Source organism: Corynebacterium comes, assembly GCF_009734405.1.
Taxonomy (GTDB): Bacteria; Actinomycetota; Actinomycetes; order Mycobacteriales; family Mycobacteriaceae; genus Corynebacterium; species Corynebacterium comes.
The window spans coordinates 712,067-730,838 of sequence record NZ_CP046453.1 but is presented as its reverse complement, the minus strand read 5'-3'; the positions used below and the strand labels follow the sequence as shown (position 1 = coordinate 730,838).

At 65.7% G+C, this 18,772-nt stretch carries 20 protein-coding genes and 1 riboswitch; of the genes, 9 read left to right on the top strand and 11 right to left on the bottom strand.

Annotation, left to right across the window (positions count from 1 at the left end; all coding sequences use genetic code 11):
- Nucleotides 1-211: 211 nt before the first annotated feature.
- A complete protein-coding gene (locus tag CETAM_RS03580; protein ID WP_231587624.1) occupies nt 212-1,018 on the top strand; it encodes a DUF1906 domain-containing protein in 807 nt (268 codons plus the stop codon).
- On the opposite strand, the gene CETAM_RS03575 is transcribed toward CETAM_RS03580, so the two are convergent.
- From CETAM_RS03575 to CETAM_RS03560, 4 genes are all read right to left on the bottom strand, one after another.
- On the bottom strand, nt 996-1,814 hold the full coding sequence (locus tag CETAM_RS03575) for a hypothetical protein (RefSeq protein ID WP_231587564.1): 819 nt from the start codon (nt 1,812-1,814) through the stop codon (nt 996-998). The genes CETAM_RS03580 and CETAM_RS03575 overlap by 23 nt on opposite strands.
- Nucleotides 1,815-1,888: 74 nt before the next feature.
- Nucleotides 1,889-3,532 (bottom strand): solute symporter family protein, encoded by a 1,644-nt coding sequence (locus CETAM_RS03570; RefSeq protein WP_156227117.1) that lies wholly within the window; start codon nt 3,530-3,532, stop codon nt 1,889-1,891.
- 4 nt (nt 3,533-3,536) lie between these two features.
- Nucleotides 3,537-3,818: a DUF485 domain-containing protein gene (locus tag CETAM_RS03565; RefSeq protein ID WP_156229352.1), complete on the bottom strand. Its 282-nt coding sequence runs from the start codon at nt 3,816-3,818 to the stop codon at nt 3,537-3,539.
- Nucleotides 3,819-4,253: 435 nt separating this feature from the next.
- Nucleotides 4,254-5,096, bottom strand: coding sequence for an aldo/keto reductase (locus CETAM_RS03560; protein WP_156227116.1), 843 nt, complete (start codon nt 5,094-5,096; stop codon nt 4,254-4,256).
- A gap of 70 nt (nt 5,097-5,166) precedes the next feature.
- On the opposite strand from CETAM_RS03560, the gene CETAM_RS03555 reads away from it, so the two are divergent.
- On the top strand, nt 5,167-6,354 hold the full coding sequence (locus tag CETAM_RS03555) for an NAD(P)-dependent malic enzyme (RefSeq protein ID WP_156227115.1): 1,188 nt from the start codon (nt 5,167-5,169) through the stop codon (nt 6,352-6,354).
- Nucleotides 6,355-6,373: 19 nt separating this feature from the next.
- On the opposite strand, the gene fkpA is transcribed toward CETAM_RS03555, so the two are convergent.
- On the bottom strand, nt 6,374-6,733 hold the full coding sequence (fkpA, locus tag CETAM_RS03550; RefSeq protein ID WP_156227114.1) for an FKBP-type peptidyl-prolyl cis-trans isomerase FkpA: 360 nt from the start codon (nt 6,731-6,733) through the stop codon (nt 6,374-6,376).
- Nucleotides 6,734-6,837: 104 nt separating this feature from the next.
- The gene (locus CETAM_RS03545; RefSeq protein WP_156227113.1) at nt 6,838-8,130 is read right to left on the bottom strand and encodes a citrate synthase; all 1,293 of its coding nucleotides are present in this window, start codon (nt 8,128-8,130) and stop codon (nt 6,838-6,840) included.
- A gap of 506 nt (nt 8,131-8,636) precedes the next feature.
- Here CETAM_RS03545 and serC point away from each other — a divergent pair.
- The 3 genes from serC (at nt 8,637) to CETAM_RS03530 (ending at nt 11,645) form a co-directional block, all read left to right on the top strand.
- Nucleotides 8,637-9,767, top strand: coding sequence for a phosphoserine transaminase (serC, locus tag CETAM_RS03540; protein WP_156227112.1), 1,131 nt, complete (start codon nt 8,637-8,639; stop codon nt 9,765-9,767).
- A 102-nt stretch (nt 9,768-9,869) separates the two neighbouring features.
- Nucleotides 9,870-10,793 (top strand): septation protein SepH, encoded by a 924-nt coding sequence (gene sepH / locus CETAM_RS03535; protein WP_156227111.1) that lies wholly within the window; start codon nt 9,870-9,872, stop codon nt 10,791-10,793.
- Nucleotides 10,794-10,805: 12 nt separating this feature from the next.
- A complete protein-coding gene (locus tag CETAM_RS03530) occupies nt 10,806-11,645 on the top strand; it encodes a DUF6928 family protein (RefSeq protein ID WP_156227110.1) in 840 nt (279 codons plus the stop codon).
- On the opposite strand, the gene CETAM_RS03525 is transcribed toward CETAM_RS03530, so the two are convergent.
- Entirely contained in the window at nt 11,642-12,475 is an 834-nt protein-coding gene (locus CETAM_RS03525; protein WP_156227109.1) for a TrmH family RNA methyltransferase, read from the bottom strand. The two genes, CETAM_RS03530 and CETAM_RS03525, sit on opposite strands and share 4 nt — an antisense overlap.
- Before the next feature lie 4 nt (nt 12,476-12,479).
- The gene (locus CETAM_RS03520; RefSeq protein WP_156227108.1) at nt 12,480-13,940 is read right to left on the bottom strand and encodes an NCS2 family permease; all 1,461 of its coding nucleotides are present in this window, start codon (nt 13,938-13,940) and stop codon (nt 12,480-12,482) included.
- 118 nt (nt 13,941-14,058) lie between these two features.
- On the opposite strand from CETAM_RS03520, the gene CETAM_RS03515 reads away from it, so the two are divergent.
- Nucleotides 14,059-14,766: an aminotransferase class IV gene (locus CETAM_RS03515; RefSeq protein ID WP_156227107.1), complete on the top strand. Its 708-nt coding sequence runs from the start codon at nt 14,059-14,061 to the stop codon at nt 14,764-14,766.
- Here CETAM_RS03515 and CETAM_RS03510 read toward each other — a convergent pair.
- Nucleotides 14,763-15,473, bottom strand: a complete 711-nt coding sequence (locus CETAM_RS03510; protein WP_156227106.1) for a DUF3027 domain-containing protein — start codon at nt 15,471-15,473, stop codon at nt 14,763-14,765. The two genes, CETAM_RS03515 and CETAM_RS03510, sit on opposite strands and share 4 nt — an antisense overlap.
- Nucleotides 15,474-15,501: 28 nt before the next feature.
- On the opposite strand from CETAM_RS03510, the gene CETAM_RS03505 reads away from it, so the two are divergent.
- Together CETAM_RS03505 and CETAM_RS03500 are read left to right on the top strand one after the other, a co-directional pair.
- Nucleotides 15,502-16,275, top strand: a complete 774-nt coding sequence (locus tag CETAM_RS03505; RefSeq protein ID WP_156227105.1) for a glutaminyl-peptide cyclotransferase — start codon at nt 15,502-15,504, stop codon at nt 16,273-16,275.
- An 11-nt stretch (nt 16,276-16,286) separates the two neighbouring features.
- Nucleotides 16,287-16,817, top strand: a complete 531-nt coding sequence (locus CETAM_RS03500) for a DUF2771 domain-containing protein (protein ID WP_156227104.1) — start codon at nt 16,287-16,289, stop codon at nt 16,815-16,817.
- On the opposite strand, the gene CETAM_RS03495 is transcribed toward CETAM_RS03500, so the two are convergent.
- Nucleotides 16,814-17,197, bottom strand: a complete 384-nt coding sequence (locus tag CETAM_RS03495) for a cold-shock protein (RefSeq protein ID WP_156229351.1) — start codon at nt 17,195-17,197, stop codon at nt 16,814-16,816. The two genes, CETAM_RS03500 and CETAM_RS03495, sit on opposite strands and share 4 nt — an antisense overlap.
- A gap of 385 nt (nt 17,198-17,582) precedes the next feature.
- Nucleotides 17,583-17,769: riboswitch (cyclic di-AMP (ydaO/yuaA leader) on the top strand.
- A gap of 7 nt (nt 17,770-17,776) precedes the next feature.
- Between CETAM_RS03495 and CETAM_RS03490 the strand changes: the two genes are divergently transcribed.
- Complete coding sequence (locus tag CETAM_RS03490) at nt 17,777-18,406, top strand: resuscitation-promoting factor Rpf1 domain-containing protein (RefSeq protein WP_156227103.1); 630 nt, start codon at nt 17,777-17,779, stop codon at nt 18,404-18,406.
- A 156-nt stretch (nt 18,407-18,562) separates the two neighbouring features.
- Here CETAM_RS03490 and CETAM_RS03485 read toward each other — a convergent pair whose 3' ends face one another.
- On the bottom strand, nt 18,563-18,757 hold the full coding sequence (locus tag CETAM_RS03485) for a hypothetical protein (protein WP_156227102.1): 195 nt from the start codon (nt 18,755-18,757) through the stop codon (nt 18,563-18,565).
- Nucleotides 18,758-18,772 lie beyond the last annotated feature (15 nt).

Below are 18,772 nucleotides of genomic sequence, written 5' to 3'. Positions count from 1 at the left end.
GTTTCCGGTGCGGGTTCACCCGATTATGCGGACGGATTCCCCCGCGCGCGGCAGAATTGTTCCCTAGCGCCACCCCTCCCCAGTTGATAACGTGACGGTTGTTGTTCATGTGGCTGCTGTTGCAGTCATGACGCCTCACCACCGGGAGCATGCCGTGTCCATCACCCCTTCCCTCAACCGCCGCAGCTTCCTGCGTGCCGCCGCCATCGCCATGGCCGCGGGCACCGTCGGAGCCGCCCTTCCGCAGGCACACGCCCAGGGCGCGATCCTGGGCACCGTCATCGACTACGCGGCGGGAGTCCCCTCGGCCGCGGCCATCAAGGCTGCCGGCCACCTGGGGGCCGTCCGCTATGTTTCAGGCCGCCGTCCGGGCGCGGAATGGATGCTGGGCAAGCCTGTCACCGCTTCCGAGACGCAGGACTTCGCCAACCACGGTCTTGCCGTCGCGTCGGTGTACCAGTACGGCAAGGACGCGACCGCCGACTGGAAGCAGGGCGCCGCGGGAGCCGCCACGCACGCACCGCAGGCGATCGCCTACCACCGGGCGGCCGGCGGGCCGACGGGTCGTCCGATCTACGTCGCCATCGACGACAACCCGACCCGCGCGCAGTACGACAACCAGATCCGCCCCTACCTGCAGGCCTTCCAGGCCGCTCTGCAGCTGGCCGGCTACCAGACCGGTGTGTACGGCAACTACAACGTCGTCGACTGGGCGGTCAACGACGGCATCGGCCAGTACTTCTGGATGCACAACTGGGGCTCAGGTGGCCGGATCCACCCGCGTACCACGCTGCACCAGGTCCGTATCGACCAGGACACGATCAACGGGATCGGGATCGACGTCAACAACGTCTACGCCCACGACTGGGGTCAGTGGACCCCGGGACAGGCGGCTCCCCAGGTGCCGGGTACGACTTCCGCCCCGGTGACCATCCCCACAATCCCCACCGGATCGAACCTCAGCCAGGCGCAGATTCAGCAGGGCATTGACCTGGTCAGGAATCTGGCGAACCTGTAGCCGCGGACGCCTCGTCCATGAGCTGGGATGTGACGTAGTCCGTCAGGTCGTCCGCGCTGCCGGTCACGGCGGCGGAGACGACGAAATTCGCTCCGAAGGACACCGAGGAGTGCAGATCCCGGTCGTCCGACCAGCCCCACTTCGTGCCGATCACCCCGGGAAGCACCGAAGTCCCGAAATCCTGGCCGTAGCCGTCGGCGGCGATGGGGGTCGCCTCCGCCATGGCCACCAGGATCGGGTGAGTGGGATCCTCCTCAATGAGCTTGGCCACGAAGGTCACCACGTCGTAGGTGGAGGTCACCGAGTAACCCCAACGGTCGTGCGCACGGGTGGACAACAGACCGTACTTCTTCGCCACCTCGTCAATGGATTCCGGATACTTCCGGTACAGCTCCCCCGCCGTCCGGTCATCCGAGGCACTGATCATGTCGACCGCCGCGTACTGCTCGGTGAAAGTACCGTGCTCGATGACGTACTCGGCGATGTACAGCTTGATCAGGCTGAGGGCGGGGCGCGCGAAACGCTCGGTGGCCGTGCCGGTGCGGCGACCGTCGGACAGACGGTAGAAGCTCACCTGCGAGCCGGTGGGGTTCTCCACGAACGACGCCAGATCCTGCCCGTCGGCCGTCACCGGCCGGACATCGACCGCCGGCTTTGCCACGTCTGTGACGTCCGACGTCCCATCATCATGCGCCACCCCGAGGACGGCGACGAGCGGGATGGCCACCAGCACCGCGGCCACGACGGCGACCAACATCGCCGGAATCGAACGCCGACGGGAAGAAGTACCTGACACCCAGAAAATGATAGTGCCACCATGACGTTTTCACGTCATGGTGGCACGGGCGGAGCTGGTGGAGCAGGTGTTGCTTAGTGATCGACCGGAGCCTCAACACCGACACCGGTGAGGGAGCGGACCTCCATCTCAGCGGTGAGGTGGTCCAGGTTGTCCGGCTTGGTGATGAACGGAATGATGATGCCCACCAGGAAGGACAGCGGGATAGCCACCAGACCCGGGCTGGTCAGCGGGAAGATCGACCAGTCGACGTCCGGGAACATCGCGGAGGGTGCACCGGAGACGGCCGGAGAGAAGAAGATCAGCACCAGCGAGACAATGGTACCGGTGTACATCGAGGCCACGGCACCGACGGTGTTGAAGCGCCTCCAGTACAGGGACAGCAGGATGGTCGGCAGGTTCGCGGATGCGGCGATGGCGAAGGCCAGGGACACCAGGAAGGCGACGTTCTGCTCCATGGCCAGGATGCCCAGGACGATGGAGATCGCGCCGAGGACGACGACCGTGATGCGGGAGACGCGGACCTGCTCAGCCTCGGAGGACTGGCCGTGGCGGAACACGCCGTCGTAGACGTCGTGGGCGACAGAGGCCGAAGCGGTGATGGTCAGGCCAGCGACCACTGCGAGGACCGTGGCGAAGGCGACGGCGGAGATCAGCGCCATGAAGATGGGGCCGGCGAGTTCAAGCGCGAGCAGCGGTGCCGCGGCGTTGGCGCCACCCGGCGCATCCAGGATGCGGTCAGGGCCGACCAGAGCAGCGGCGCCGTAGCCGAGGACCAGGGTCATGAGGTAGAACGCGCCGATGAGGACGATGGCCCAGGTAACGGACTTGCGTGCTTCCTTGGCGGTGGGGACGGTGTAGAAGCGCATGAGGACGTGCGGCAGGCCGGCCGTACCGAGGACCAGGGACAGGCCGAGCGAGATGAAGTCCAGCTGCTGGGTGAAGGTGCCGCCGTAGCGCAGGCCCGGAGCCATGATGTCGGAGGCCTGGTAGCCCTTCTCCACCATGTTGGCGGAGGCTGCGTGCATGGTCATGGCCTCATCGAAGAGGGTGGAGAAGCCGCCGCGGACGGAGACGAAGACCAGGACGGTCATGATGCCGACGCCGCCGACGAGGAGCACGGCCTTGATCATCTGGACGTAGGTGGTGCCCTTCATGCCGCCGATGAGGACATAGGCGATCATGACGATACCGACGATGGTGACGACGATGGACTGCTCGAGCTTGCCCTCGAGGTTCATCAGGACGGAGACCAGGGAGCCTGCGCCGGCCATCTGCGCGATGAGGTAGAACAGGGACACTGCCAGGGTGGCGATGGCCGCGGCGACGCGGACCGGCTTCTGACGCATACGGAAGGAAAGGACGTCCGCCATGGTGAAACGGCCGACGTTACGCAGCGGCTCGGCGACGAGCAGCAGGGCGACCAGCCATGCCACGAAGAAGCCGATGGAGTAGAGGAAGCCGTCGTAGCCGTAGAGGGCGATGGAACCGACGATGCCGAGGAAGGAGGCTGCAGAGAGGTAGTCACCTGCGATGGCCAGGCCATTCTGGGTACCGGTGAAGGATGCGCCGCCGGTGTAGAAGTCGGAGGCCTCGGAGGTGGACTTGCCCACCCGCGTGACCACCGTCATGGTGACGACGATGAAGACGACGAAGACCGAGATGTTGAGGATCGGGTTTCCGGTGCTGACTTCTTGAGCGAGGTATGCGGTAGTCATGTTTCTAGCCCTCCATTGCTTCGCGGATGGCGGCCGACTGCGGCTCGATGTTCTTGTTGGCGTAGACCACGTAGATCCAGGTGATGGCGAAGGTGGTCAGGAACTGGAGGAGTCCGAACACGATTCCGATGTTGAAGCCGCCGCCGACCTCAGTGGCCATCCAGTCCGAGGCGAACACTGCCGCGAGGACGTAAACGGCGAACCAGAGGAAGAAGGCCACGGACATCGGGAAGGTGAAGGAACGGTAGGTCTTCCGCAGTTTCTGGAACTGCGGACTGGCCTGCATCGCGATGAATTCCTCGGAGGTCGGCTCTCGCCGGCCGTCCGCTCGGACTGCTTGAGTCGCGCTCACTTTGATCTCTCTTTCGTGTCGGCCCCCGGAAAACCCGGAGGTTCGAACTTACTGGCATTCTCTCCCGCAGGGCCACAACCCTGTAAGGGCGATCACACCCTGTGCTGCAAATGTAAGTTACCTGGCTCACATAGCAACGTTGAAGTGAACGAAGGACATTGCCCCCTATTGTAATAATTGCCACCCCCGCAAACCGTCCCGAACAGGTCTTTTATTGATACTACGACCACCCCCGTCCGGGAACTCGCCCCCTGAGGCCAAGTTTGCAAACCATAACTTCACAAACTAGCGGACCTTCACAAACATTGCCGATAGCCTCAGCAGAGGTTCACAGAACTAACTTCTTCCACGTTTTCGCAGGTCAGGCGGTCAATTGTTCCCGAAGGTCCGGGGATCGTCAAATATTCTCCCGAATCCTGCCTTCTCATCCAGCCCCGTGATCGCCGCAATCTGTTCCCCGTTCAGGGTGAAATCCGCAGCCGCCAGGTTCTGTGCCAGCCGCTTCGGGTTGGCCGACTTCGGGATGACCACGCACCCCAGTTGCATCGCCCACCGCAGTGCAACCTGAGCGGGCGAACGTCCGGCGGCGCGCGCGACAGCATCCAGAACCGGATTCGCCAGCACGATCCCACGAGCGAGCGGCGACCAGGCGACGGTGGTCACCCCGAGCTCCGCGTGGAGAGCACGCAGCGGGGCCTGCGAGAAACCGGGGTGGAGTTCCACCTGGTTGGTGGCCGGCACAATGCCGACCTTGTCCACGATCTCGCGCAGCAGTTCCTCATAGAAATTGGCGACGCCGACTGACTGGACCAGACCCAGCCCCTGCAGCCGGGCGATCGCCTCGAAACTCTCCACATACTTCCCACGCGCCGGAGCAGGCCAGTGCACCAGATAGAGGTCCACGTAGTCCAGGCCGAGGCGGTCCAGTGAGGCACGGAAAGCGGAAGGGATGGCGTCCGCCCCCTGCTCGTCCTGCCACGCCTTGGTGGTGATGAACAGCTCGTCGCGGGTGACGTCCCCCGCAGCGATCGCGTCCGCGAGGGCGCGACCGACGATTTCCTCGTTGCCGTAGGCAGAGGCGGTGTCGAAGTGGCGGTAGCCGAGGTCGATGGCCTCCCGGACAACCCGCAGCCCCTCCTCCCCCAGGAGTTTCCAGGTGCCCAGTCCGATCTGGGGGATGTCGCTGCCGTCGTTGAGCGTCACAGTAGTCATGACCCCATTGTGCCCCGATTCACCTGTGTCCGGGACAGGATCACCATGTCACAACAATAGACTTGGGATCATGACCGATGACCGGAACGCTCACGCCCATCATGTCGCTGTCCTGAGTGACGAGGAGATCTTCGCCGCCCATGAGGGTGGAAAACTGTCGATCAGCACCTCCCGCCCCCTGGAGACGCAGCGGGACCTCTCCATCTCCTACACCCCGGGCGTGGCGCGTGTGTGCGCCGCCATCGCACAGGATCCTTCGCTCGCCCACCGCTATACCGGTATCGGCCGCACCGTGGCGATCATCTCCGACGGCACCGCCGTCCTGGGGCTCGGCAACATAGGTCCCCGCGCGGCCCTGCCCGTCATGGAGGGGAAGGCGCAGTTGTTCAACCGCTTCGCGGGCCTCAACGCTGTTCCGATCGTGCTGGACGAGACCGACCCCGACAAGCTCGTCGAGACCATCACCGCCCTGGCGCCCTCCTTCGGCGCCATCAACCTCGAGGACATCTCGGCTCCCCGCTGCTTTGAGGTCGAGCGTCGACTGGTCGAGGCCCTCGACATGCCGGTCATGCACGACGACCAGCACGGGACGGCCGTGGTCATCCTCGCCGCCCTGCGGAACGCCTGCCGTCTCCTGGAACGCGACCTGCCGGAACTCAGGGTGGTCATCTCTGGCGCAGGCGCCGCCGGCGTGGCGTGCGGGAAGATGCTCGCCGACGCGGGCGTCACCGACATCGTCATGCTCGACTCCCGCGGCATCATCCACGAAGGTCGTGACAACCTCAACGACGTCAAGGTTGAGCTGGCCCGGACCACCAATCCCCGGGGCATCACCGGAGGCATTCTGGAGGCCTTCGAAGGCGCCGACACCTTCATCGGGGTGTCCGCCGGCTCCATCCCCGAGGAAGCCCTCGATCGCATGGCCGACCGGCCGATACTGTTCTCACTGGCTAACCCGAATCCGGAGATCGACCCCGATCTGGCGTACCGCTACGGCGCGGTCGTCGCCACCGGACGTTCCGACCTGCCCAACCAGATCAACAACGTCCTCGCCTTCCCCGGTATTTTCCACGGGGCGCTGGCCGCCGGTGCGACCGCCATCACCCCGGAGATGAAGCAGGCGGCGTCGAGGGCCATCGCGAACGTCGCTGCGGAGGAACTCGACGTCGAGCACATCGTCCCCTCGCCTCTCGACGCCCGAGTCGCCCCTGCAGTGAGCAGAGCCGTGGCCGCCGCATGGGCGGCGACCACGGCCTAGTTCAACGTGTGGGTCCTGATTAGCCCACGCTGATCAGGTCGATCACGAAAACCAGGGTCCGACCGGACAGGGGATGTCCGCCACCGGCGGGTCCGTAGGCCTTCTCCGGCGGGATGGTCAGCTGGCGACGGCCCCCGACCTTCATGCCCGGGATACCCTCCTGCCATCCGGCGATGAGGCCGTTGAGGGGAAACTCGATGGACTGGCCGCGGTCCCAGGATGAGTCGAACTCCTGGCCCGACTCGAAATCGACGCCGACGTAGTGGACCTCAACGAGGCCGCCGGTCTTCGCCTCCTCGCCCTCACCGACGATGAGGTCGACGGACACGAGGTCCTCCGGAGCGGGGCCGGCCTGGGCTTCGATCTGGGGTTTGGTCATTGGTGTGTCTCCTTATGAAAATTCATGGAAAAACCGGGCACAACGGCACCAGTATAGAGGTGGCGGTGTGCCCGGCTACTTAAAGCTCCGGCTAACCGGTGGTCCTAGCGGTCCTCACGCGGGGTGACGGTGCGCAGGGTCTGGCCGGTGTAGATCTGACGCGGGCGGTTGATCTTGGTGGTGGTGGACAGCTGCTCACGGTAGTGGGCGATCCAGCCCGGCAGGCGGCCGATGGCGAACAGGACGGTGAAGAAGTCCGTCGGGAAGCCCATGGCGCGGTAGATCAGGCCGGTGTAGAAGTCGACGTTCGGGTACAGCTTGCGGGAGATGAAGTAATCGTCGCTGAGCGCGATCTGCTCGAGCTTCATGGCCAGGTCGAGCAGGTGGTCGCCGCCGAGGTGCTCAAGGAGCTCGTAAGCGGTCTCCTTGACGATGGCCGCACGCGGATCGTAGTTGCGGTAGACGCGGTGCCCGAAGCCCATGAGGCGGACACCCTGCTCCTTGTTCTTCACACGGTTCATGAAGTCGGTTGCGTCGCCACCGTTGGCGTCGATCTCCTCGAGCATCTCGAGGACGGCCTGGTTGGCGCCACCGTGCAGCGGGCCGGAGAGGGCGTTGATGCCACCGGCGATGGAGACGAACATGTTGGCCTGGGCGGAGCCGATCATGCGGACGGTGGAGGTGGAACAGTTCTGCTCGTGATCGGCATGCAGGATGAGAAGCTTGTCCAGGGCCTTGACCATGATCGGATCGACCTCGTAGGGCTCGGTCGGGTAACCGAACATCATGCGCAGGAAGTTCTCACGCGCGTTGAGGGAATTGTCCGGGTACATGTACGGAGCACCCTTGGACGCGCGGTAGGCGTAAGCCGCCAGCATCGGCACCTTGGCCATGAGGCGGACGGTCGCCTTGTGGAGGTGCTCCTCGTTCAGCGGGTCCAGCTGATCCTGGTAGTAGGTGGACAGTATGTTCACCGAGGAGGCCAGGACCGACATCGGGTGGGCGTCACGCGGAAAGACGTTGAACTGGGACTTGAAGTCCTCGTCCAGCAGGGTGTGATGGCGAATCTCGTCGGAGAACTTGTGCAGCTCCTCGACGGTCGGCAGCTCACCGTTGATCAGGAGGTAGGAGACCTCGTTGAAGGTGGCGTTCTCAGCCAGGTCGGCGATGTCGTAGCCGCGGTGGCGCAGGATGCCGTTCTCGCCGTCGATGTAGGTGATCTCGGACTCGCAGGAGCCGGTGGAGACATAACCCGGGTCAAAGGTGACCAGACCCGTGTCTGCCAGCATCTTGCCGAGGACCACACCATCGTTACCCTCGGTGGCCTTGATGATGTCGAGCTCGTACTCGCCTCCCGGGTAGTGGAGTACGGCCTTGTCCTTGTTGTCAGTAGCCACTGTGTACCTTTCAGACTTCGTTGTCGACCTTGCCCCGCGTCGGGGTCAGCCGCCCATGGAAACTTCAATGAGTGTGACATTCACCGTAGTCCCGACATGACGGTGAGTCATTTATCAGCTTAGGTGACGCTATCACGATGGTGCAGACGGTTTTCCCGCCTCGTCCCCCCTCACACAGGTGCGGGAATATTCGGCGGCGCCGTCACTATGCAGTTGAACTCCCACCCGCAAGGCATTTCCGCTGCTCCCGCAAAACCAGAACCGCAACCGGCCGGGTGGACCAGAGCACAGTTTAGCAAATGATGTGATGGAGGCAACATATTTCACAAAAGCAGGTCACCCCCATGGAATTTGCGAGGTTGCGGCTGTTTCACTACCCCATCCCCTACCCCCGCAATCGTATTCCCACCCATAGTCGGGTTCCGGTTAACGGACAGATGGGGAGATACTAAGGTTGTTCTCGTTTGGACAGCAATCTCAAAGACCACGAAAGGGACGTCATTTCCATGACCGAGTTCCCCACCCTCCCCGCCGACCTCATCCCCGCTGACGGTCGCTTCGGCTGCGGCCCGTCCAAGGTTCGCCCGGAGCAGATCCAGGCCATCGTCGACGGCGGCCGCGACATCATCGGCACCTCTCACCGCCAGCCGGCCGTCAAGAACGTCGTCGGCTCCGTCCGCGAGGGGCTCGCCGACCTGTTCTCCCTGCCGGAGGGCTATGAGATCATCCTGTCCCTCGGTGGCGCCACCGCATTCTGGGACGCAGCAACTTTCGGCCTGATCGAGAAGAAGTCCGGCCACCTGTCCTACGGCGAGTTCTCCTCCAAGTTCGCGAAGGCCGCCAAGCAGGCACCGTGGCTCGACGAGCCGACCGTCATCGAGGCCCCGGCCGGCGACGCCCCGGCCCCGCAGGCCATCGAGGGTGCCGACGTCATCGGTTGGGCCCACAACGAAACCTCCACCGGCGCCATGGTGCCGATCGTCCGCCCGGAGGGTTCCGAGGGCTCCCTCATCACCATCGACGCCACCTCCGGTGCCGGTGGACTGCCGGTCGACATCTCCCAGACCGACGTCTACTACTTCTCCCCGCAGAAGTGCTTCGCCTCCGACGGTGGCATCTGGCTGGCGGCCATGTCCCCGGCCGCCATCGAGCGCATCGCCAGGATCAAGGAGTCCGGCCGTTTCATCCCGGCCTTCCTGGACCTGCAGACCGCGGTGGAGAACTCCCTCAAGAACCAGACCTACAACACGCCGGCCGTGGGCACCCTGCTCATGCTGGAGAACCAGGTCAAGTGGATGAACGAGAACGGTGGCCTGGACGGCATGGTCGCCCGCACCACCGCCTCCTCCGACGCCCTCTACTCCTGGGCCGAGGCCCGCGAGGAGACCACGCCGTACGTCACTGACCCGGCGAAGCGTTCACTGGTCGTCGGCACCATCGACTTCGACGACTCCATCGACGCCGCCGTTCTGGCCAAGGTTCTGCGCGCCAACGGCATCCTGGACGTCGAGCCCTACCGCAAGCTCGGCCGCAACCAGCTGCGTATCGGCATGTTCCCGGCGATCGATTCCACCGACGTCGTGACCCTGACCAAGGCGATCGACCATGTCCTCGAGTCGGGCGTGGCCAACAGGTAGTCACCCTGCACGTGACCTCAACATGCGTCGGACCTCACACGGTCCGGCGCATGTCTGCGTTAGGGTGGAATACATCACGTGAGCTGTCCCAAAGGAGAACGCATGCGCGAGTTGTTCCTCGTCCCAGACGAATCGACGTCCACCTCCCTGGTGCTGCGCACCGAGGGCGGCGACCGATTCGTCCTCGACGTCACGCAGCTTGATGACGCCGCCCGCACCCTCCTCGCCGGTCAGACCCCCGAGATCAGTGCAGCACCCGAGGTCCGGCCGGAACCGGTGGCCAGGCCCGAGCCCGCAAACGTGGGGCGTGCACTGCCGGCACGTGACCCGCTGCTCACCACCCCGCTGACCATGCGTCCCCGCGAGATCCAGACCCGGATCCGCGCCGGCGCGTCCGTGGCCGAACTGGCTGCGGAGATGGGTGTCGCCGAGTCCCGGGTGGAGGCCTTCGCCCACCCGGTGCTCCTGGAGCGCTCGCGTATGTCGGAGCTGGCGAAACAGGCGCATCCGATCCGCGAGGACGGCCCTGCGAAACTGACGTTGTGGGAGGTCCTGGCCGCAGCTTTCGCCGCGCGTGGGCACTCCGTCACCGACACCACCTGGGACGCCTACCGGGAGGCCGACGGAACCTGGGTCGCCCGGGTGTCCTGGACGGCCGGGTTGTCGGAGAACGATGCTGAGTGGGCCATCGAGGTGCACCCCACGTCGCGGTCGACCGCGGAGGCCCGCAATCCGGTGGCCGCCGACCTCACTGACCCGGATTTCGTCCAGCCGGTACGCACCCTCACCTCCGTCGGACGGGGCAACCGCTACGAGGAGGACCACGAGGACCGGGCGACGGAAGACGAGCCCGAGATCGAGGCCACCCGGGACGAGGAAGCCGAGGAGCTCGCGGGGGATGAAGCCGTGGAGAGCCCGGAGACGGCGGAGAAGGCTCCGGCGAGGCGGCGTCGGAAAGCGGTGACCCCCCACTGGGAGGACGTGCTGCTGGGCGTGCGCGCGAACACGAAGCGTCCGCGGACCTAGGGGCGGCGGGTCGTGGAGACTGTCGTCACCCTGTGGTTTGTCACGGCCGCCGACCCGGCGCGCGTCATCGCTGCGGAACCGAGGGCGGACCGTGGCTACGGCCGTAAATACCTCGCCCAGCTCAACCCCGCGTGGCCGATCACGCCGATCGGCGAATTCCCCCTCAACCGCTCCGCCCAGGCGTCGGCGGGAGAGTACTACGTCGCGGGTTTCCCCGGCGTGACCATCGTGCAGACGGTGGTGGCGGACACGCCGGCACTGTCCGAGCTCAACCCCCGTCTGCTGGATTCGGTGCCGGCAGCCGACGTCTACGCCTTCGGCGTGAACCCCGAGACCGGCTACGGGGCGCTGGCGCACTGGCGGGGCGGGGTGCTCAAGCGTTCGCTCTGTGCCGAGCGCACCCGCACCTACGAGGACGTCGGGTTGCCCGAGCCCTTCGAGGCGCCCTACTGGGCCGGAGAGAGGGCCGAGAGCGCAGGTGGCATCTCCCTGCCGTTCGAGCCGGTGGACCTGGTCGCGGAGGCCCGACGTTCGTGGCTCGGCGTGGATGTCACGCCGGACGGCCCGGACATCCATGTCGTGGCGTACGCGGTTGACGGTCGGCCGGCGCCGCGGGCGGTCGACGGTCCCCGTCGCGATCGTGAGCGTGCCTCCCGTCCGCAGGATGAGCCACACGTCGGCGGGGGCTACGACGACTACGAATCCCCCGTCGACGAGGACCACACCCGCCTGCCGCGCTGGGCGGATGAATCGGTGGCAACGGTCAAACGGACCGGGGCCGTCCTGGGTCGCCGTGTCCGGCAGGCCCGGTCCTGGGTGACGGAGAAGATCCGCCACTCCGACCGGGGCTAACGCAGGGAGCGGTCCCGCTCGTAGAAGGCGACCGCGGCCGACGTGGCCAGGTTGAGCGAGTCAGTTCCCGGCGCCATGGGGATCCTGGCCCGGACATCCGTCGCACGCATGGCGTGTTCCGTCAGGCCCGGCCCCTCCGCCCCGACGAGCAGCGCCACCTTCGGCCACGGCTCCCCCTGCTCGTCGACGAGCGCGTCCGCCAGATGCTCCGCCCCCGGATCCGGGGTCAGGGAGACGAGATGGAAGCCGGCGTCGGCAAGCTCCTGCAGGGAACGCTGCCACGTGGTGTAGCTGCCCGTGAGGTGGGCGTAGGGGGTGCGCAGCACGTGTCCCATGGACACCCGCACCACACGCCGGTAGAGCGGATCGGCGCAGCCGTTGCCGAACAGCACCGCATCCACCCCCATACCGGCGGCGTTGCGGAACATGGAGCCGATGTTCTCGTGGTCCCCCACTCCCTCGAGCACCACGACTGTGCGGGCGGAGGAGAGGATCTCGGCGAGTTCCGGCTCGGGAGCCCGGTCGGCGGCGGCGAGCAGACCACGATGCATGTCATAGCCGGCCACCTCAGCGAGCACCTCCCGGCTGACCTCATAGATCGGCAGGTTGCCGGGCACGTCGGTCTCCGCGAGGAAGGCGTCCAGTTTGCCGGGGAAACCCACCAGGCAGCGGACGGGGAAACGTGACTCGAGCAGCCTGCCCACCACGAGCGGTCCCTCGGCAATCACCAGACCCTTTCCGCCCGGCAGGTCCGGGCGGTTGTCGGATCTCTTGAGGTCACGGACGTCGTCGAGACGCGGGTCGGCGGGATCATCGATACGGATGCGCATGTGTCTAGCCCAGGGCCGCGAGGAGCGGGTCCATGCCGAAGTAGGCGATGAACAGGGCGGAGACCAGCCACATGATCCAATGGACCTCCTTCGCCTTTCCGGCGGCGACGGCCATGAGGGCGAAGGCGATGAAGCCCACACCGATACCGTTGGCGATGGAGTAGGTGAAGGGCATGACCACGATGGTCAGGAAGGCCGGCAGGGCGATGTGGAACTGGCCCCATTCGATGTCGGTGACCTGGGCCATCATCATCGCACCCACGATGACCAGCACCGGTGCCGCAGCCTCGATCGGCACGACCTCGTAGAGCGGGGTGAGGAACATGGCCAGCAGGAACAGCAGGCCGGTCACGATGTTGGCCAGACCGGTCCGGGCACCGTCACCGACGCCGGCGGCGGAGTCTGCGTAGACGGTGGCAGAGGACGCGGAGGCCGCGCCACCGACGATGGCGCCGAAGCCCTCGACGACCAGGGCCTTCTTCATGTCGGGCAGCTCACCCTTATCGTCGACCAGGTTGCCCTGCTTGCCCAGGGCCGTCATGGTGCCCATTGCGTCGAAGAAGTTCGCCAGGACGAGGGTGAACACCAGCAGCGAGGCGGCGATCGCACCGATGCGGGTGAACGCACCGAAGACGTCGACCGCGCCGACGATGGACAGGTCCGGCATGCCGCCGAAGGTGTCGGGGATGACGGGCACAGCCAGCGACCAACCGGAAGGGTTGGGCTGTCCGTCGACGAAGGAGGGGCCGGAGTCGCTGACGGCCTCGACGATCATGGCGATGATGGTGGTGGCCAGGATGCCCAGGAACAGGCCGCCCCGGATCTTGCGGACGACCAGGAAACCACAGATGATCAGGCCGAGCACGAACGTGACGGTCGGCCAGGAGGAGACGGATCCGTCGATGCCCAGGCCGACGGGCACCGTGGTGCCTGCGGCGTCGGGGATGCGGCGGACGAAGCCGGCGTCGACGAGTCCGATGATCGAGATGAACATGCCGATGCCCACACCCATCGCGGCCTTCATCGACTGCGGGATGGCCCGGAACACGGCGGTGCGGAAGCCGGAGACCGCCAGCAGGACGATGACGATACCGTCGAGGACGACCAGGCCCATCGCCTCCGGCCAGGTGAGCCCCTCACCGGCGACCAGCGTCACGGCCACCAGGGTGTTCAGCCCGAGGCCCGCGGCGATGCCGAAGGGGTAGCGGGCGATGAGTCCGAAGGCGATGGTCATCACGCCGGCTGCCAGTGCCGTGGCGGCGGCAACCTGGGGGATGCCGAGCGTGGTGCCGTTGACATCCTCGGTCGTGCCGATGATCAACGGGTTGAGGATGACGATGTAGGCCATCGCGAAGAATGTGACCACGCCGGCACGTATCTCGGTGCTGATGGTCGAGCCGCGCTCGGTGATGTGGAAGTACCGGTCAATGGCACTCTGCTTTTCCGTCTGTACTCCGGCGGTCATACGGGGTTCCCCTGTTCAGCATCCAGATGAAGGTGTTCTTACGTCGTAAATCTCCCACCTGGAAGTGAATTACACAAGATTTGGGTAGATTGATGTACAAGCACAAGGAGCTGCCCCCGTGATTTACGCCTCAACCTTCCTCATGCGCGATGGACGTGTCGCCAACCTGGACGCACACCTCACCCGCCTCCGAGAGGAAACCGCCTTCAACCCACACATCGTCGAGCATGTCCGTGAAGAACTCCGCGACGCCGGCCCCGGCATCTTCCGTCCCCTGATCCGCGTGGGGAAGACGACGGTGACGGTCGACCTCCAACCCTCGATGATGCCCGCCGAGGAGATCACCGTCGACGCCGAAGGCATCATCGACCTGCGCCGTCATCCCACCCGCAAGGGTCCGGACTTCGGGTGGCAGATCCGCCAGCTCAACATGCTGCGCCACTCCGGTTCGGATGCCGGCCTGCTCATCGACGAACGCGGGAACGTCATATCCGGAGTCTTCTCCGCCGTCCTCTTCCTCCAGGAGGGAACCGTCAACATTTCCGCGCACCCCCGCGCCTCGGACTCCGTCACGTTGGACGCCGCCCTGGAGATGTTGACCGAGGAGGGTCTCAGGGTCATCGAACACCCCGAGGGGCTGACCATGACGCAGCTGCGGGGCAACGAAACCTGGCTTCTCAGCTCCGTGGAAGGCGTTCGCAAGGTCACCGGCTGGCTCGAGTACGGTTCCGTCCTCCCGCCGCGGATATCCAATCCCCCGCGCATGGGTGCGCCCACCCACCGGGAGATCAACCAGCGGATGTGGGAGCTGGCCGGCGAGGTCTAGAAGATCGGGAACTCATCGTCGAAGGCGTCGGGGGCATCCTCCAGGAGGTTGTCCGGCGGGGTGTCCGAGTGCGCTCCGCAACCGTACGTGGCGTGAACGACATGCCCGTCCGCAGAGAACTCGTTGGCGCACACCCCGAAGTTCCTGCCCAGGGGCTCCCCCGAGGGAAGGTAGAAGGCGCAGGTGCGACAGTTCAGTGCGGCCTTCTCCGCGAACTCACTGTTCGGCCCGTAGTCACCGGTGCGCCAGCGCTGTTTCGCGTCCTCCAGACCCTTCTTCGACAGAACCAGATGGCCGTCCTCCGCCTCAGCGAGACGTTCGTCACCCGGTTCCGGCGGCATGATGTCACCGGGGCCGAGGTCCCCCGGTCGGATCCGGTCTGCCCACGGCACCCACTCCGGCGCACGGAGCGCCTCACCGGTGGGGGCGGGCACGAGCGCGAGTTCATTGACCGTGACGTGGCGCGACCCCGAGGCGCACGCCAGGACGGCGTTCCACTCCCAGCCGCTGTAACCGGGCACGTCCGCGGCAAATCGGTGGGTGGCGACGTTCCTGGTCAGTCCCTGGACTCCGATGTGCTCCCCGACGGGCCCGTCCCCGAGTTCCTCCAGGGCAGTGCGGGCGAGGTCGACAGCGCGGGCGTCGAGAAGCGGACTGCGCTGCTGCGCAGATTTCCTACGGCGATGAGAGGTGGACACGACCCCCATTATGGGCCATGTGCGGCATTATGAGGGCATGGGTCTTCGAGAAACCGTCGGCGTGCTCCTCGCACTGTCCTCTTTCAGCACCGTGTCCTGCGCTCCCGGGCCTGCCGAGGTGGAGCACCTCGTACCGCGGATCGTGGAGACCCACCCCTTCGATGAGACGAGTTTCACCCAGGGACTGGAGGTCGAGGAGGACGGCACGCTGCTCGTGGGCACCGGCTGGTACCGGGAGTCCCGCATCTACCGCAGCACCCTCGACGGGCAGGAGCTCGCCTCCGCCGAACTGGACCCGACGTTCTTCGGCGAGGGCATCACCCGTCACGGCGACACTATCTGGCAGCTGACCTGGCAGGATGGCGTGGCCGTGAAACGGGACGCCGACACACTCGAGGAGATCGGACGAGTCACCTACCCCGGCGAGGGCTGGGGCCTGTGCTCCGCCGGCGAGGAACTGATCATGTCCGACGGCAGCGACACCCTCCGCCGCCTGAACCCCGACAACTTCGAGGAACTCGGCCGCTTCCGGGTCACCCTCGACGGCGCACCGACAAGCGGACTCAACGAGCTGGAGTGCGTCGGCGAGGACGTATACGCCAACGTGTTCCTCACCACTGACATCCTGCGTATCGATGCGGACGGCGCAGTCACCGCCCTCATCGACGCCTCCGGCGTGCCGAACAACGCGGAGCCCGACCCAGATCACGTCCTCAACGGGATCGCCCATCTGCCCGGCACCGACCGCTACCTGCTGGCCGGGAAACGCTGGCCCGACCTCTACGAGGTGGAGCTCGTCCCCACCCCGTAGGATGATGTGCCATGGCCACACCCAAGAAGGCGCGGCAGAGGTCGCTCCTGCAGTTTCTCGCTCTCCTGATCGCCGTGGTGATCATCATCGTCGCCGCGGTCCTCGCGCAGGGCTGGTGGAACAATCGGCCCGCCCCTGAGCCGCAGGACGTCACCGTGACAGCCCGCGTAGGCGACGCCTCCCTCGAGGTCTCCCCTTATCTGGTGTGCGAGCCCGGCCTGGAGTGCCCCGAGGGTGAGGTCCCCAATCTCCCCGTCGGACCGGACGACACCCTCGTCCTCGAGATCCCCCAGGCCATCCATGACCATGACTGGCAGCTGCTCATGATCTACGACGATCCGGCGGCCAATGACCAGCAGTTGCACGGCGCCTATGACGCTGAGCAGGTGGAGATCCCCGGTTCCGTCGACTCGCCCACCGAAGGCGCCGAGCGCCCCCGCCTCATGGTGGTGGAAATCTCCTCGGCGATGATCGGCCTCGACGCCGACGGCGAGGAAACCCCCTACGCCACCGTGTGGTCGCTGAGCACCATGGCGGACTAGCTGTCCAGCTCCTTGGCCACGGCACGGAGGATCTCCGCGACCTGGCGGCCCATCTGGCGGTCCGGGTAACGTCCGGCCGCCAGCCCGGGCTGAATCTGGGACTCCAGGACGGTCATCAGGTCCTGGACCATGCTGCCCAGCTCCTCCGGCTTGTGGCGGTGGACGGGACGACGGCGTGGGGTGTCGAGCACCTTCACACGCAGCGCCTGCGGCCCACGACGGCCGGCGGCGAAGTCGAACTCGATGCGTTGGCCGGCGATCAGCTCCTCAACACCTTCGGGAAGCACCTGCTTGCCCACAAACACGTCCTCGTCGCCCGGGTTGGAGACAAACCCGAAGCCTTTTTCGGTGTCGTACCACTTCACCTTGCCGATCGGCACTGTACCCACCTGTCCCTTCTTGTTGTTCGTGAAGGAATCACTCTACCCTTCCGGGGTCCCGGGGAAACAGCTCCACGGGGTGGTCCTCGGCGGATTCCGGGTCGGAGGAGGGCGATTCCCGGACGCTCCCACACGCCCCGGGGAGATGCCCGAAGCTTCATCCCACTGTGCCCTGAATCACATTAGTGATGGCCGACACTTTGACCTGCAGTTTTAGTGCCCGATCTTCGCTCCGGCAAAGAAATGCTGATCAATTTGTGAGTTTAACGTGACTCAAACGTTACAAACCGTTATCGTGGTCGGCAGGCACAGCGCAGGACCGTTCATCCGCCACCAACGCCGAGCCCTGTCCAGGAGGCGGGCGGCCGCGCAAGAATGTGCATCCGATACCTAAGAGCAACCATGTGGACAGGGGCGGGGAAACCACCGCGGGCCAATCAGGTCCGCACCGGTCAGCGGCTTCGAGCACGAGCCGTTTTCCTTGGGGTGAAGCCTCACGACAGTGAGGCCGGGCACAGTGATCCTCAGCCCGAATCCGACAGCTCACCTCGCAGGCGACCATGAGAGGAACACACCACCATGGCACGTCACACCCGCAAGACCCTTTCCGCGGCAGCCAAGATCGCCGCAGCCACCGCAGCCTTCGGCACCGCCGCAGCTCTTCTTGCCCCGGCCGCCTCCGCCGCCCCGGATTCCGACTGGGACCGTCTCGCACAGTGTGAGGCCGGCGGCAACTGGAACATCAACACCGGCAACGGCTACCACGGTGGACTGCAGTTCTCCCCCTCCACCTGGAGCGCCTACGGCGGCCAGCAGTTCGCCCCTTACGCCTACCAGGCCACCCGCGAGCAGCAGATCGCCGTCGCCGAGAAGACCCTGGCCGGACAGGGCTGGGGCGCATGGCCCGCCTGCTCCGCCAAGCTGGGCCTGAACTCCGCCCCGACCCCGCGTGACGCTTCGGCCGCCACCTCGGCACCTTCCCAGATCCAGCAGGTTGTCGCGCAGTCCGAGGCCACCGCCTCCGCTGCCGGCACCTCCTCCGATGATCTCGCCGTCGACGCCCTCTTCGGCCTCGTCCGCGACTCCCTGGCACAGTACGGCGTGGGCGTTCCCGCAGGCCTCGAGGCCAGCTACAACGCCAACCGCCACGACTTCAACTCCTTCTACGGCGCGAACCGCGGCACGATCGACTCCGCACTCGGCCTGTAGTACAGCGCCCCAGCCCAACAAGGCTCCCGGTCTCCGCGTCGAGGCCGGGAGCCTTGTTGCGTCGCACACCTCGACGACAGATCCCCCGCACGTCGACCCGTGACAGGGTCGACGTGCGGGGGATCTGCGGCGTCTCTGGAAAGAGTCCCGGACTACCTACTTGACGAAGCGGGTGTACGGGTGGACGTAGCCGAGTTCTTCCGCGGGACGCGGAAGAACGAGGTCGTCACCGTAGGGGCTGGACGCACCAGCCAGGGTGGAGGTAATTTCGGTCACCACGTGGCCGTCAGTACGCGGGGTGTGCTTCGGCCAGCCCGGATCGACGTAGCCCTTCTTCTCAACGTTAGCCATGCCCACATTCTTGCA